This is a genomic window from Streptomyces sp. NPDC005963 (assembly GCF_040638655.1).
Classification (GTDB): domain Bacteria; phylum Actinomycetota; class Actinomycetes; order Streptomycetales; family Streptomycetaceae; genus Streptomyces.
On the sequence record NZ_JBEXVD010000015.1, the window covers coordinates 136,524 to 151,929 of the forward strand.

General features: G+C 69.2%; 11 protein-coding genes. 7 read left to right on the forward strand and 4 right to left on the reverse strand.

The window, feature by feature from the left end; all coding sequences use genetic code 11:
- Positions 1-77 precede the first annotated feature (77 nt).
- The 4 genes from ABZ348_RS20935 to ABZ348_RS20950 form a co-directional block, all read right to left on the reverse strand.
- Positions 78-1,844, reverse strand: coding sequence for an ABC transporter substrate-binding protein (locus tag ABZ348_RS20935; RefSeq protein ID WP_358935147.1), 1,767 nt, complete (start codon positions 1,842-1,844; stop codon positions 78-80).
- A 380-nt stretch (positions 1,845-2,224) separates the two neighbouring features.
- Positions 2,225-3,244, reverse strand: a complete 1,020-nt coding sequence (locus tag ABZ348_RS20940) for a toll/interleukin-1 receptor domain-containing protein (RefSeq protein ID WP_358935149.1) — start codon at positions 3,242-3,244, stop codon at positions 2,225-2,227.
- A 106-nt stretch (positions 3,245-3,350) separates the two neighbouring features.
- Complete coding sequence (locus tag ABZ348_RS20945; RefSeq protein WP_358935151.1) at positions 3,351-4,460, reverse strand: hypothetical protein; 1,110 nt, start codon at positions 4,458-4,460, stop codon at positions 3,351-3,353.
- A gap of 77 nt (positions 4,461-4,537) precedes the next feature.
- The gene (locus ABZ348_RS20950; protein WP_358935153.1) at positions 4,538-5,671 is read right to left on the reverse strand and encodes a toll/interleukin-1 receptor domain-containing protein; all 1,134 of its coding nucleotides are present in this window, start codon (positions 5,669-5,671) and stop codon (positions 4,538-4,540) included.
- 428 nt (positions 5,672-6,099) lie between these two features.
- Here ABZ348_RS20950 and ABZ348_RS20955 point away from each other — a divergent pair, with 428 nt between their 5' ends.
- The 7 genes from ABZ348_RS20955 to ABZ348_RS20985 all read left to right on the forward strand — a co-directional run bounded on the left by ABZ348_RS20955 (position 6,100) and on the right by ABZ348_RS20985 (position 15,371).
- Positions 6,100-6,294 carry a hypothetical protein gene (locus tag ABZ348_RS20955; protein ID WP_358935154.1) on the forward strand — a complete coding sequence of 65 codons (195 nt, stop codon included), beginning with the start codon at positions 6,100-6,102 and terminating at the stop codon, positions 6,292-6,294.
- Positions 6,295-6,370: 76 nt separating this feature from the next.
- Positions 6,371-7,615 (forward strand): FxsB family cyclophane-forming radical SAM/SPASM peptide maturase, encoded by a 1,245-nt coding sequence (locus ABZ348_RS20960; RefSeq protein ID WP_358935223.1) that lies wholly within the window; start codon positions 6,371-6,373, stop codon positions 7,613-7,615.
- A gap of 63 nt (positions 7,616-7,678) precedes the next feature.
- Positions 7,679-8,527 carry a hypothetical protein gene (locus ABZ348_RS20965; RefSeq protein WP_358935156.1) on the forward strand — a complete coding sequence of 283 codons (849 nt, stop codon included), beginning with the start codon at positions 7,679-7,681 and terminating at the stop codon, positions 8,525-8,527.
- Between the two features lie 23 nt (positions 8,528-8,550).
- Positions 8,551-12,489 (forward strand): FxSxx-COOH system tetratricopeptide repeat protein, encoded by a 3,939-nt coding sequence (gene fxsT, locus ABZ348_RS20970; RefSeq protein WP_358935158.1) that lies wholly within the window; start codon positions 8,551-8,553, stop codon positions 12,487-12,489.
- A 52-nt stretch (positions 12,490-12,541) separates the two neighbouring features.
- On the forward strand, positions 12,542-13,483 hold the full coding sequence (locus ABZ348_RS20975) for a hypothetical protein (RefSeq protein ID WP_358935160.1): 942 nt from the start codon (positions 12,542-12,544) through the stop codon (positions 13,481-13,483).
- Between the two features lie 10 nt (positions 13,484-13,493).
- Positions 13,494-14,609 carry a hypothetical protein gene (locus tag ABZ348_RS20980; RefSeq protein ID WP_358935162.1) on the forward strand — a complete coding sequence of 372 codons (1,116 nt, stop codon included), beginning with the start codon at positions 13,494-13,496 and terminating at the stop codon, positions 14,607-14,609.
- Between the two features lie 333 nt (positions 14,610-14,942).
- A complete protein-coding gene (locus tag ABZ348_RS20985; protein ID WP_358935164.1) occupies positions 14,943-15,371 on the forward strand; it encodes a MerR family transcriptional regulator in 429 nt (142 codons plus the stop codon).
- The last annotated feature ends 35 nt before the right edge of the window (positions 15,372-15,406 follow it).

Sequence of the window (15,406 nt, forward strand, 5' to 3'; positions counted from 1 at the left end):
TCCGGCACGCGGGCGCTCACCTCGGTGGGCGCCCGCAGCCGTGTTCCGGGCCCCTGAGCGGCCGTCGCATCGGCCCCTCAGCCGACGGGGAGGATCTCCTGACCGCGGCCCGACAGCCGGTAGGTGAGCGTGGGCTGTGACAGGCTCTGGTCGCCCGAGTCGTACGGGTAGCCGCTCACCGCCTGCCCGGGCGAGGCGAAGAGATAGGTGCCGTTGACCCCGCGGTAAGCGGACTCGCGGAGATAGCGGTCCACGGCGTCCGGACGGAACGACCCCGTCACCGAGAACGCCGAGTGCAACATCCGTATCTGGTCGTAGGCGGCGCTGGCCTGGCTGCGACCGGGCGGGGTGCCGAACTCCCGTGCGTACGCATCCGTGAAGCGACGTCCGAGTGGGTCGTTGGGCCGTCCGGTCACCGTGGACCAGATCACCTCGCCGCCGTGGGAGATCCGCTGTGCGAACCCTGGCACCGAGGGCGTGTAGATGTGGTAAGTCAGCTGGTCCGGGCTGTGGCGGGTGATGGCGTTCTGGAGTTCCGCCGCGGTTTCCACATGGAGGTGGGACACCACGACGACGTCCGGGCGGTCGCTGAGCGTGTCCTGGATGAGTTCGTCGACGCGCTCCACGGTGAGGCCGACGCGCTGGGCCGATGTGACCGTCCACCCCACCTGCCGCACCCGGGCCTCGAAGGTGTCGTCGGTAATCGCACATCCGAATCCGTCGAGTTCCACGACAGCGAGCCGGGGCGGTCCTGTACGCGCTGACGGACCCGATGCCGGGTGCGAGCGCAGGAACGCCAGCAGCGCCGACTGGTAGGCGGTCTCCGAAGGACAGGTCTGGAAGACGTGCCCGAGACGGCGGGGATCCTCACGGACGGCTTCCACACTGCGCGTCCAGGTGTTGGTGTGGAGGAAGGTCCGCCCGAAGTCGGCCGCGAAGTCGAAGACGCCCTGACTGATGGCGCTGGCATAGCTGCTGGTGATGGCGTCGACATCGGCTTCGACCAACTGCGCCAGACCCCGGCGCACAGAGTCCTCGTCGAGCGGGTCGATCTGGACGACGACGTGTTCGAGCGCCCGGCCGTACTCACCGCGCAGGGCGTTGACGTCCCGGACGGCGAGCTCGGCGCCCTGAGCGGTCTCCCGACCGTCGGCCGCGAAGGCTCCGCCGACCGCGATGGTCCCGATGCGCACGGTGTCCCGCCGGGCCGGCCTGCTCCGACGCGGTACCGGGGTGGCCACGCCGGTCGCCGTGGCGGAGTGGCGCTCGATGTCGAGGACGCGGATGCCCGAGCGCTGCTCGACCCCGCCGGGAATGGGCAGCCGGATGAGGTCACGGTCGACGGCGAGCGCGCTGAGTCCGGAGCGGGAGTCCTGGCCGAGCTTCTTCAGCAGCCGTTCGACCTGGGTGGTGACGGTACGGATGCTGGTGCCGAGGCGGCTGGATATCTCGCGGTTGGACAGGCCGAGCGCCACCAGCGAGATGATGTCGATCTCGCGGGCGGTCAGCCCAGAGGGAGGCCCGGTCAGGGGGCGGATGTCGAGCGCGACGACGCCTTGGGAGGCGGACCGCAGCTCCAGACGACACCAGGCCCAGCGGCCGTCGTCACACCACAGGAACTGGGCGGAGCGCAGGCCGGACGCGTAGAAGCCGGTGACCCGGCCGAGCAGTGCGGCACTGAGTCCGCTCATGGCCGTCTGAACGCCCGGAGCCGACTGCTCCGGTGCGTCGGCGCTCATGGGGCGGTCCGACCCGGCTGCCGTGGAGTCGGACACCGGGGCGACCGTGACGTCCCAGGATTGCTCGACGCCCGTTTCCGTGCCGAGAGGCTGAAGCGTCCGCAAGGTGACTCCTCCATTCATCGGGACGGTTCGCACTGACCCGACGCCGCGACGGAACCCCCTCGTCATGCACGATAAACCCTCACGCCCCATATGGGCCCATACCAGCCATGGCCGGATGTGATTCTCGCCGAGGGCGCAACCTCTCGGGGCGAAGGGCCTCCCGCCGTGGCCCGAAAGTCCCTTCCGGTCGACCCGGTCGCGCCCTACCCGCCCACTCCCCGCATCCGTCCCCCTCCTTCTCCTTCCTTCTCCTTCCAGGACGTGCAGACCAGTGCATCGAAGGATGCAATCAAAGGACTCCCGAGAGGGATGGGCGGCCCCTGGTCACCGTATGTGTCAGGGGCCGCACCACCCGGAGCGGTCGCCGGAGACGCCGGAGGCTACGCCTGCGGCCAGCGGGACACCACGCCGTCCACCAGTTCCCGCAGCGGTCCCGCCGCCTGCGCACCCTCCAGTTCCGCGAGTGCGTCGACGCTCGCGACCAGCAGATCAGGCGACGGGCGCCGCAGCGCCTCATTGGCCAGCGCCACGCTCCTCACTCGGGCCGATCCGCCGTCCGTCATCAGGTCGAACTCCAGCGGCAGAACCAGCCCCCGGATGGAGTCCACATAGACGTCCCAGGACTCCCTCGTACGCCCGACCGCGGAGTGCACGAGCACATCGATGAACCGCAGCTTCTCAGCCGCGGTCATCCGCGGCCCGCCGTTGCCGGTGACGGACGGCGCGGGTTGGGGAGTGTCGCGGAGCGGCGCGACCGGCTCCGGTGCCACGGGCGCAGCGGCGGCCGTGGGCGACGCCGTGGAAGCGGGGAGGAACGGAGCGAGAGGCGCGAACGCCGATGGCAGGGCGCTGGCGCTCGCGAGGTCCAGAGCCGGCAGGGGCACGGCAGCCGCCTCCGCGAGAAAGCCCATCAACTCCACGACGAACTCGTGGTACTTGCGCGGGTCACCGCGGATCAGATCCACCAGACAGGTCTCCGCGTAGTCGCTTCCCAGCCGGTTCGTCCGGTACTGGAGCGCTTTGACCGCTGGGGGCAGCGGCCGGGTGGGGCGCGTCCAGAACAGGGGTACGACGGCCACCGGCTCCACGCCCGTGGCCACGGTGGCCCGGCGGGCCCGCTCCGTGGCGACGGCCCACTCCCGCCCACACCAGGTGCTCTCGACGTAGTCGTCGGAGATCAGCGCGATCACGAACCGGGTGGTGCGAAGGGCCTCCATCAACGGCAGTCGCCAGTTGACACCGAGCCTCAGCGACTCGGTGTCGAGGAACCCCTTGTGCGGCAGGGCACGTCCGCGCTTGATCTGCGCCTCGTCCTGCAATCGGGCGTGGAACTGCGCCACCAGATGGCGGTCCGCCTGGCGAATGGCGTAACTCGTGAAAAAGAACGGCTGGTCCGACATGGCCCCTCCCACGCAGTGAACCGAGCGTCCCGTGGCACACCCCCCGAACCGCTCGGCGCAACACTCCGAACTGCTCGCTGTAACGCCCTCGGACTGCCCGGAGTTCCTATGGCGCGTCCCAGTTTTGCACGGCCCTGTCCACCAGACGCCGTACCGTGTCGATCTCGCCCTCGCCCTCTCCCCGCTCCTCCACCGCGTCCGCGATGGCCGCCATGACATCCGAACGCTGCCTGCTCAGCGCGAAGTTGACGAGCGAGATGATGCGGTCCTTGGCGTTGCTGCCGTCCTTGACCGCGGCGAGGTCCAGGCGCGTCGCCTGACGGATCGAGTCGATGAACACGTCCCAGGAATCACGGCTGCGGCCGACCGCGGACCTTCCCAGCGCCTCGATCAGGGTCCGCTTGTCCTGCGGGTCGAGCCGGGCGGTCCGACGGCCCTGCTGTTCCGCGGGCGTCTCCTCGCGCAGCAACTCGGCCGGGAACCCGACACCCCCCAGAGAGGGGGCGGACAGTTCCCAGGCATCGGTACCGAACGGGAACAGCGGACTGTCGAGCGGGGGCCGGGCGGCCGGCGGCTGCGCCAGGCCGTTGCCGCTCTTGCTGGACACGCCGCGCGGTCGCATCCCGCGCATGGCGCTGCGCGCGGCATCGAATCCGGTGTCCCGGGCGATCTCGGCGAGGGCGAGGAGCTGCCCCGGGTGGCCGTCCACCATCGCGGCCAGGTAGCCCGCCTCCCGGGCCGTGAGGTTCTGGGCCTGGTTCAGCAGCAGGCCCGTCGACTCGTGGATGGTGAGACCGGCGAGGCCCAGCCGGTTTTCGCCCCAGGTCGGGCCCGGCGTGCGCGAGGTGATCAGACGGTGTCCGGCGCCCGGTACGAAGTGCTCGTAGATCCGGTCCGGGAGCTCGACCTGGTCGTAGACGAACAGCCAGGCGGGGTCGCTCCGTCGACGGGGGCGGAAGCCGTCCGTCGTCTCACAGGCGGCGCGCAGTTGGCGGTACTGCTCGCCGATCAGCTGCGCCAGGGCTTCGTCGTCGTGCGCACCCCGGCAGGAGAACCACCAGGCCACGTCGTATCGGAGGGTGTAGCGCAGGCAGTAGGCGATCGCCATCTGGGTCTTGCCCATGCCCTGGCCGCCGGTGTCCAGATCGTGCAGCAGGACGTGACCATGCTTCTCGACGAGGCCGAGCAGTTCGGCGATCTGTGCGTCACGGCCCACGAAGGGAAGGCTCTGCCCCGGAAGGTTCGATATCGGTGGCGGGCCGGTCGGGGTACGGGGGCGAGCGCTCTGAGCGGTCACCACAGCTTCCCCTCACGCGGTGGCGGTACGCGGGGGGCCGGGTCGCGCACTTCCGCCCGCAGCCGTCGTACCTCGTCGTCGGCGGAGCCGTGCAGTCGAAGCACCCGTAACCCGCGGCGCACCAGGACCGGGCGCGGCTCCTCGTCGATCTGTACGGGGACCAGACGGTCGCTGTCGGGACCGGTGAACACGTCCTCCCACTCCAGTGGTTCGGTGGCCCCGGCCGCGAAGTAGCTGCGGGAGAAGACCACCACCACGCGTTGGGCCGCGGCCCGCGCCCGGTTCACACTCACGCTGAGTGACTCGTGCTCGATCTCCCAGCGCACCTGTCGCACCGGGGGGTGACCGCCCTCCTCCAGGAGGGAGCCGATCCAGTCCGCCCACGCCTGGTCCGCGCCGACGTAACTGACGGCGACCGTCGGGGCGAAGGGAGAGGCGGAGCCGGCGGTCACCGGTGGATCGGGGGGAGCCAGTTGGGGCAGGCCGCCGTACGACGGGGTCGAGCCCGGATGGATGACGGCGTCCGACCCCAGCGGTTCGTGCCGGAACGGGTGGTCGGACGCCTGCGTGACGCGTGGCGGCGGGCCGAACTCAGTTTGGACGTCGGCGAGATCAGCGTGCGTGAAGGGGGGCAGTTGGGTGCGTCGCGCCTCGGTGATCCGCTCGGCGAGCCGTCCGATGAGGTGGAAGTAGCTGTCATAGGACTCGGGCGTGTCCGACTGCATCAGAGCGGCGAGCCCCCGGCCGTCGTGGACGACCTCGTCGGGATCCGGCACGGACGGCGGTCTCGCACCGTCCGGAACGGGCTTCCACAGCAGCGTGATCAGACAGTGGCTCATGTCGTGGCGGGCGAGCAGCGCGCTTCGACGGATACGGGCCTGGAAGACCGCCCATTCGAAGGCACAGGAGGCGCTTGCGAAGTAGTGGGGTGAGTAGAGCGCGATCATCACTCCGACTTCCGCGACCGCCTCAGGGCTGTCCACGTTCGTTGATCCGCCCAGGTCGCCGCTCACCCATCGGCCCTCCTTCACCCGCAGCCGATACTCAAGATCGGCATGGAACCGGGTGATGTCCGGCCAGCCGTCGGCCCTGGTGCAGCTGGTGTAGAAGTAGTTGACGGATCGATCCACGCGCCCCTCGCAGACTGCCGCCGGTCAACGTAACGATGGGCGGGACCGTGTCCGGCACCGACATGATTCCACGCCGACGCCCGACGGTTTCGCCCCATGAGCCCCCGTTACCGAGGATAGGCTCACTTGACCGGGCTGGGTACAGTGGAAAGAGCCTGATCGGTGCACACGCCAGACGCACACGGGTCGGGGCGTACGGGGTTAGACGTACGAGGTTGGACGTACGGGGCTAGACGTACAGGGTTGGGCGTACGGGACTTTGGGCGTACAGGGTTCAAACGTACAGAGGTTGAGACGTACAGAGGTCAGACGCACAGGGTGGATCTTCGTCGACGGCTCGCGATTTCCGACGATACCAGGACCTGTCGGGCCGGTCCGGCGCCCCCGACCGGGGCGTACGAGATACGTGAACAGGGGGCTTGCGTGCCATGAACCGCGCGACCGGGAAGAGCGCGCCACTCGCCGAGGGGGAGTTACCGGAGTTGGCGGACCGGTTTCCCGTCGAGCTCCTGGAGGGTCTGCCGCGCTCGGCCGTCGTGGAGGCGCTGCTGCGCAAACACCTCGGTGAGGCGGCCGGCGGGACGGCCGGTCCGCGTACTCCGAGGTGGAAAAGTGCCTTGTGACTGTCGGACGGCAGCGCCGCCGGACGGAGCGTGCAGGGGGCGTTCGCATGGGTCGGGCGCACAGCGGGCGCAGTGCATCCCGTTACGGGGAGGAGCGGCGGGTGCCGCCGAGTGCGATCCCCAACCCCCGGGCGCCTTCACCCAGTTCATCGTGAAGCTGTACAGCCGGTGCAACTTCTCCTGCCCCGACTGCTACGTCTACGAACTGCGCGACCGCGGGTGGACCGAGCAGCCCTTGGTGATGGCGCCCGCGGTGATGGACCGCACCGCCCGGCGGATCGCGGACCATGTGCGCCGACACCGTCCCGCCGAGGTCCAGGTCATGTTGCACGGTGGGGAGCCGCTGCTCGCCGGCCCGGAGCGCATCGACCGTCTGGCCGGGGCGCTGCAGGACGCCTGGGAGGGGCTCGACACCAGGTTGGACCTCGCCGTGCAGACCAATGGGGCCCTGATCGACCCCCGGTTCCTCGATGTGTTCGAGCGTCGGGGGATCCAGGTGGGGGTCAGTCTCGACGGCACCGCCGAAACCCATGACCGGCGGCGGCCCTACCGTTCGGGCAGGGGCACGTACACCGATGTGGCGCGGGGTCTGCGGCTGTTGCGCGGTGAGCGTTACCGGAAGCTGTACCGCGGGCTGTTGTGCGTGGTGGACCTTGAGGCCGATCCGGTGGCCACCTACGAAGCGCTGCTCGCCTTTGACCCGCCCGCCGTGGACCTACTGCTTCCGCACGCCACATGGGAGTTCCCTCCGCCGGGCGCAGACCCGGGCGGTACTCCGTACGGCGCATGGCTTTCAGCCGTTTTCGATCGCTGGTTCGATGCTCCGGTGCGTGAGGTTCCGGTGCGGATCTTCGATGCGTTGGTGGACGTACAACTCGGTGGGGCGAGTGCGAGCGAGACATGGGGACCCCTCGGTTCCGACTCGGTGGTCGTGCAGTCGGACGGGACCATCGAGCAGAACGACGTCCTCAGAACGGCGTACGACAAGGCCGTCCACACCGGTGGCCACGTCTACACCCATGACTTCGACCAGGTCGCGGGGCATCCGGGGTTCGCGGCCGAGCGGGCCGGCATCGCCGGGCTGTGCCGACAGTGCAGGGCGTGCCCGGTGGTGCGGGTGTGCGGCGGCGGGTTGCGGGCCCATCGCTACGAGCCGCGGAACGGTTTCGACAATCCGTCCTGCTACTGCGGGGATCTGCGCGCCTTGATCGACCATGTGCGAGATCGCGTGACCGACAGTCTTCGGACACTGGCGGATACCTGTCATAAGGAGGTCACAGGGCGGCCTTTTCTTCCTATCATGAGGATGTCTGCCGATTGAATGTCGAGCCGGTGAGCGAAAAGGTGATCAGCTTACTGATCTAGGGGCGGGGGACGGGGGCACATGGGCCCGTACTTTTTCATTAGTCACGCCATAGACGGTGGCGGCAGACAATACGTCGAACAATTCCTCACTGATCTCCAGGGGGAGTTGCGCACCCGATTGGGACGTGAGGCGCAGTTCGACGGCGTGCTGGCCGACCGGCAGCGCCGGGCCGCCGTGAGCGGTGGGGCGTCGGAGGTGCCAGAGGCTGCCGGGCTCTTCGGGCTGCGGGGTGCCGATGTGCCGCCGAGCACACCCGCGATGGCCTGTCGCGCACTGGTCGTGCTGTACACCGTGGAGTACTTCCGCAGCCCCTGCTGCACCTTTGACCTGTCCGTCTTCAGTGAGCGCATGGGGTGGCGCAGTCATCGCACGGGCGATGCGGCCCTCTCCCCGGTGAACGTGGTGTGGGACACGGCGGGGCTACCCGCGCGTTGGGTCGAGGAGGCCGGTCGACTGGCCGGGCCCGCGGGCAGCGACTACCCGCGACGAGGGCTCGGGCACCTGGTCCGCGATCCGGCGGCCCGGGGTGGATATCTCAAGGTCGTACGGAATGTCGCCGAGCGCGTCGCGGGCGCCGCACTGCACCCACCTCCGGTGATGACGGTTCACGATGTCGACTACCTCACGCAATTCACCACCCATTCCCGCATGCCGGCCTTCTCATGGGATAACAACCCCGCTCCCCTCCAGGTACCGTGGCAGTCCGGGAGCATCGCAGCGCCGTCCCCCTCCGGAATACAGGAGCACGGCGCACACAGTTCCGGAGCTTTCGATTCCGGACAGCAACACGCGATGGCTCAGCGCAGGTCCTGGTTCTCTTCCCCGGAAGAGGGTGAACGTCCCATCCTCCGGGGACCGCACAGCTGATGTGAACACGTGGAGCGGTATCGATGAGCAGCGTGGAGCCCTATGCCGCCGGAGCCCCTGCGGGCGACGGCACGGCGACCATCGTCACCTTCTACTCCTACAAGGGCGGGGTCGGCCGCACCATGGCCCTCGCCAACGTCGCCTGGCTCCTCGCGAGCGACGGCAATCGCGTGCTGGTCATCGACTGGGATCTGGAGTCCCCCGGGTTGCACCGCTTCCTGCGCCCCTTCCTCTCCGATCCCGACCTCACCCGGCTGCAAGGGGTCGCGGAGATGGTGCGCGACTACGGATCGGCCGTGGAGGAGTTGGTCGCACAACGGCTGGCGCAGCCCGCACACGAAGCCCGGCTGGGCGAACTCCTCGACCTCCACACCGCGGTGGACGCGTGGGCCGACACCGTGCGCTGGAACCACTTCCCTTCGGACGGCGGCAGCATCTCCTTCCTCGGCCCGGGCTGCCAGAGCGAGACGTACAGCAAGGATGTGGCCCTGTTCGACTGGGCCCGGTTCTACGGCCAGCAGGCGGGGGCCCGGTTCGTCCACACCCTGCGGGAGCGGCTGCGGAACTCCGGCTACGACTATGTGCTGATCGACAGCCGCACCGGCCACTCGGACAACGCCAGCGTCTGCACCCTGTGGCTCCCCGATGTGCTGGTCGGCGGCTTCAACCTCAGCAACCAGTCCATCGAGGGCACGGCCGCAGTCGCCCGACAGGTCCACGAACAGGCCAAGCGCACCGGTCGGGAGATCCGGATCCTGCCGGTGCCGATGCGGATCGAGCGGGTCGACCGCGGCAAGGCGATGACCCGACGCCGTTACGTGGAGCAGCAGTTCGCGGGCATCGTGGGGCCGCTCGTCGTCGGTGGCACCACCGAGTACTGGAGTCAGGTCGAGGTGCGACACTCCGCCACCTTCTCCTACGAGGAATTGTTGGTCCCGTTCGTCGTGGAGCCGGGCGAGCACTCCAGTCAGCTCCAGGCGTACCTGCGGATCGCCGAGGAGATCAGCCGCGGCGATGTGAACGTGATCCGCCCGGTCCCCGAGCGACTCCGACGGGAGTACGCGAACCGGTTCGAGGAGATCACCCCGCCCGGGCCGCGCACCGCCCGGATCGTGCACGCGCCCCGGGACCGTCAGTGGGCCGACTGGATTCGCACCGAACTGGCGGGCATAGGTATCAACTGCGAGACCACCGACGGCGACCGGGAGCCGCGGTCCCCCTCGGAGCAGGAGCCCACGTTCACCATCGTCCTGGTCTCCCCCGCGCTGCCGTCGGCCCCCGGCTTCCAGGAGGTGAGCGACCAGTGCGTACGCAACTCGGCGCGGCTGGGCGGCGGGCGTTCAAGCCCGTGGATGGTCGCCGTCACCATCGAGGAGACCCGCCTCGAAGATCACATCGCACGGCTCCAGGGGCCCTTGCTCCAGAGCCTCGGGGAGCGGGAGGCGCGCAGTCTGCTGTTCGAGCGGTTCGCGCTCGACGGGCAGCAGGTGGACGGGCGCTCGGGCACCCGCGACCGTACGGAGGGTGGTGCCCGCTTCCCCGGTCAGGCACCCGACATCTGGCAGTCCCCGCCCCGCAACGCCATCTTCCTGGGCAGGGAGGAGTACCTCGACCAACTCCGTGACGCCCTGGTGCCCGGCCGGCCCGTGCTGCCGGTCGCCCTCACCGGTCCGCTCGGGGTCGGGAAGAGCCAGATCGCCCTGGAGTTCGTCTACCGCTTCGCCGCGGACTACGACGCCATCTGGTGGATCAACGCCGACACCCCGGCGCTGGTCCGGGCCGGGCTGGCCGAGTTGGGTGCCCGACTCCAGGTCACCACCAGCACCTCGCCGGGCGCGGTCACCACCGCTCTGCGGGTGCTGCGCGAAGGCTCCACGAGCGGTCACCGCAGGCTCCTGATCGTCCTCGACGACGCTCCCTGCGCCACCGAACTCGAAGGGCTCGTGCCAGGCGGCGGCAGCGCGCACGTCCTGATCACCTCCCAGTCGGACGAGTGGGGTACGGTCGGCACCCGCATCGCGGTCGCCGTGCCCAACCGGGACGAGGCCCATGCCCAACTCGCCCGTCACTTCCCCGGTCTCACCGTCGAGATGGCCGCCGAGATCCTCCATGTGTCGGGGCAACTGCCGCAGTCCGTCGAACTGGCCGCCACGTGGCTGCGCAACACCGGTCTACCGCTCGGAGAAGCGGTCCGGCTCTACCGCTCACGGGCCGCCGAGGAACCCGCGCCGCCGTCCATGGGGGACTATCCGCCGGCCGCCCACACCACCTGGGCGGTGCAGTTGGGCGCCCTCCGTGCGGAGAACCCGACCGCCGAGCGGATTCTGCGGCTGCTGGCCTATCTGTCACCGCGCGGGGTGTCGATCGAGCTGATGCGCTCCCCCGCGGCGCTGGCGTGGCTGCGGCGGCAGGGGCAGGCCCCGCTCACCTCCGTGACCTTCGGAGCCGCCTTCCGGAACCTCTCCGCACGGGCCATGGCCCGCACCGACCACGCGTCCGAACGGATCGTCGGTGACCCGATGGGGCTGGTGCTGCTGCGCGCCCATCTGTCACTGGAGGAGCGCACGGAGACGCTCACGGCGGTCCACCAGATCCTCGCCGCCTTCTCACCGCAGGACGACGAGACCGACGAGGAGCGCTTCGAACCGGTCCTCGCCGAACTCGACCAGCACGTCGACCCCTCGCAGGCCGTCACCAGCGATGACCCCCAGGTGCAGCGGTGGTTGGTCAACCAGGTGAGGTCCCGCCGGCTCACCGGTCAGCTCGGCGCCGCCCTCGAACTCGCCGAGCAGCTGCACGATCGCTGGAGCACCGTCCTGCCGCCCCGGGAACCCCTGCTGCTGCGACTCCGGGTCGAATGGGGCAACGTCCATCGGGACGCGGGCCGGTTCAAGGAGTCGGAGGAGGTCAACCGCGCGGCACTCGGCGCACTGCGGGCGACGCTCGGCCTCGACCACCCCTTCACCCTGCGCAGCGCGCTGGGGCGGGGCGCCGAACTACGGGCGCTCGGGCGGGTCCAGGAGGCGTTCGCCGAGGACCAGTCCACGGCGGAACTCATCATGGAGGTGTTCGGGGACGGCCACCCCTTCACCCTGATGGCAGAGGGCAACCTCGCGCTCTCCCTGGCCATGGTCGGCATGACGGAGGAGGCATTGGACCTCCACCGCGAGACCTCCGAGCGCTGCCGTCGGATGCTGGGCATCAGGCACCGTCTGACCTGGGACTCCGCCGCCCACCTCGGCAACAGGTACCGGGAGTCCGGGGACTACGACCGGTCCATGCGCCATCTTCAGTACGCCTACAAGGAGTCCGTCGACACCTTCGGGGAGTCCGATCCAACGACCCTGATCGCAGCCAGGGGACTCGCTGCCACCCTCAGGCGCCGCGGCGGCCGGGACGGCATCAGCGCGGCGCGCAAACTGGACGACGAGACCGTGCAGGGGCTGCTGGTCTACGGAGGCCCCGACCACCATGAAACGGTGGCGGCCCGCCTTGCGCTCGCGGCCGACCTCCGGCTCCTGGGCAAGCACGCCGAGGCCGTAGGGCTGGCCGAGACGTGCGTCGCGCAGTACGGCACCTGGGAGCCGGACCACCCCTTCCTGCGGATCGCCCAGGTCAACCTCGCCCTCTGCCAGCGCTCCGCGGGCCAAGGCGCGGACGGACCGCAACTCAGTGCCGAGGGGTGGCAGGGGCTGGTCGACTCGCTGGGCGCCGACCATCCGATCACCCTCATCGCGGCGCTCAACCACGGCAACGCCCTGGTGTTCGCGGGCGAGTCCGAGCAGGCGTTGGAGCTCGACCGGGACACGTATCACCGACTCCGGGAACGGATGCGCGCCGAGCATCCGCTCACGGTCTTCGCGGCGACCAATCTTCAGATCGGCGAATCCCGGTTGCACGGCAGCAGGGGGGCACAAGGGGGAGTACGGATTGAGCTGGACCTGGACATCCCCTACATCTGAGGAGCGGGCTGCGAGCCCGCCCCCGGTGCACGTCGCCCTGAGGAGGCAACCCGTGGTGGACCACTCGTTGGAAGGGGAGTTCGGGCGCTCCTGGTCGGTGGCGGTGCTGGCCGCCACCCCGGGGGTCGGTGCCAGTACGGTCACCATCGCCGCGGGCGCGATGGTGGACGCGGCGGTCGGCCCGGTCGGCCAGAACGTGATGCTGATGGACGCCGACCTACGGACCGCCGGGCTCACCCGACTGCTCCACCAGTGGGGGTCGGCGATGCACTACGGCGGGGGTTTCACCGGGTTCGCGCTCGACCGTGCGATCCCCCTGGACTTCCGCTCCCTGGAGCCGAGGCTCACCCCGATGCGCTCCCCCGACGGCCGCAAGGGCGAAATGTGGCTGCTCACCCAGGGAACCCCTGGTGACCCGCCGCTGGAGGACCTGGTCAACCTGCCCAAGATCATGGGCATGGCGGTCCAGCGCCTCGTCGAACTCGCCGGATGCCTGCTGGTGGACTGCGGCTTTGAGTGGAGCGAGGTCACGGTGGAGATCTGCCGGGCCGTGGAGTTCATAGCCGTGGTCAGCGAACCGGGCGGGCTGGCCCGACCCGAGACCCGCCGACTGGTGGACCGCCTCAAGGAACACGGGCTGATCCACAACAATCTCCTCCTCGTCGAGAACCAACCCACGCCGGGAGCGATATCCGCCGCCGACGTGGAACCCCGAACCGCAACGAACGGGACCGGACCCGCGCCCACCAACGGCTCGACACCCACCAACGGCTCGGCGCACCCGACTGCCGCTGAACACGCCCTGGAACGGGGCCTGTTCCCCTCACCCCATGAAAGGACCCTCATTCACCTGCCCTACGCTCCCGACACCGTGGCAGCGCTCTACGCCAGTGAGTTGCCCGCCCTGGACACCCCGTTCGGTGCCGACCTCAAACGCCAGATGGAGGCACTCGACCCAGCCCTGTTCTATTCGGGCTTCGATCTCTCAACCTGAAGGAGGCGTGATGGAGACAACGGGAGACCAGCCCCACACGCTCGTCGACACGGCCGGCCCGCCGGCCCAGACGAAACCGGTGGTGCCCGTCCCGCACCGAAAGAAGGCCGAACATGTGCCGGACGACAGTTCGGCCTTCATCAACCTCTGTGAACAGGCACTGCACCCCGAGGGCCTGCACCACGTCGCCGAGTACCATCGCGGCGTCTTCAACTACTCCGTGGACATCCTCGACCACCCCCTGCTCGCCCGGCTCGGCAAACCCCGAGGCGCGTCCGAAGGTGATCGCGCCCTCTACATCCGCATCGGGCGCCAGTTGAACTTCCTGCTCGGTCGCATGGACAGCTCACTGCGCCCGGTCGAAAGCGGACGACTGATCCGTACCGTCCTACGACTGGGCCAGGCCACCCTCTTCCACTACTACGTGCGACCGGGGCACTATCTGACCGGTGTCTCCCTCGGGAAGGAGACCGCAGAAGCGGGCGATCGGGCGATGACCAAGCTCGCGACCGGCTTCCGCACGGGACTCCACCAACTGCGCATCGACTACGGCGGTTTCATCGGCGCACCCGAGGTGTCCCCGTCTTCGGAACGCCCGGCCCCGGCTGAACTGCCCTTCACCCCCTCCTCGGCCCCGGCGCACCACCACCGCGAGGTGTTCGGCGACATCGGCCCCGACGCCGATCGCATCGGAGCACTCTGCGCCGCCTCGCTCACCGCGAAGAACCTGCACTACGTCGCCTATGTCGATCCCACCTCGGGCTTCCTCTCCACGGACCTGCTCGCAGCGGAGGGGTTGGCCGAGTACCACAGCCTGATCAACAGACAGCAGCGCCGCGACCGCTATCACGACATCTCGCGGCGGCTGCACTTCGTGGTGGCCCGACTGAACCACTCACTCAAGGCGGTGCTCCCCGGGCGCTTGACCCGGACCGTACTCGACGTGGACGAAGGGGCCCTGTTCTACTGCGCACTGGGGAACGGGACGTTCCTCCTCGGGGTCACGCTCCACCAGGACCGGGTGGCGTACGCGGATGACGTGATGACCCGTCTCACGCTGGGAGTGCAGCGCATCGTGACCGAATCGGCCGATCGGGACGACTGGGCCGTGTCTGAGACGACCTAGAGGGCTTCGACCAAGCGGGGGGAAGATCACCGGCCACGGGGAATGGCCGATGGCCGTGTCCACATCCAGGTGGGGGCACGGATTTCGATGCGCCGGCAGTCCACACCGGCACGACGGGGGCGCACGCACAGGCAATCCCCCTACCGCCATGCCCGGACACCCGACCGGTCCCGTCGGCGAGGGCCAGCGCCGGCTCCCGTACACAGCCATACGATCGAGAATCGGCCAACTGCACGCGGAAGGGCCGGACGTAACGGAGATGGACCCCGCTCAGCGGAAGATGGTCGGGGCACAAGTCCGAGTCAGCCACACCGTTAGGACAGCAGGGGGACCATGCGCATCGGAGAACTCGCGGAGCGCATCGGCGCCAGCACCCGCTCTCTGCGCTACTACGAGGAACAGGGGCTCCTGTCTCCCTCCCGCGACAGCAACGGCTACCGCCACTACGACGAAGCCGCTCTGGTACGGGCGCGCAACATCAAGGACCTGCTCGACGTCGGCCTGACCACGGACGACGTGCTCCGCTACGTCGAGCAGGGTTGTCTGGAGCGACCGTTGGCGACGTCGGGGAGATGCACGGGCGAACTCGTCACGGCCCGCGAGCGCTTGGAATCACTGGACAGGCGGATCTCACGCCTCCAGGAGGTCCGGGACCGACTGGCCCAACACAGCGATGCGTTGGAAGCCTCGATGGCACCGACCGAGGCCCGACGCACCGCGACGTCCCGAACGCGCAGGAGCCGAGACGGAACCTCGGACTGAACCGGGCCATGATGTCCCACGTACCGGTGCTCCAG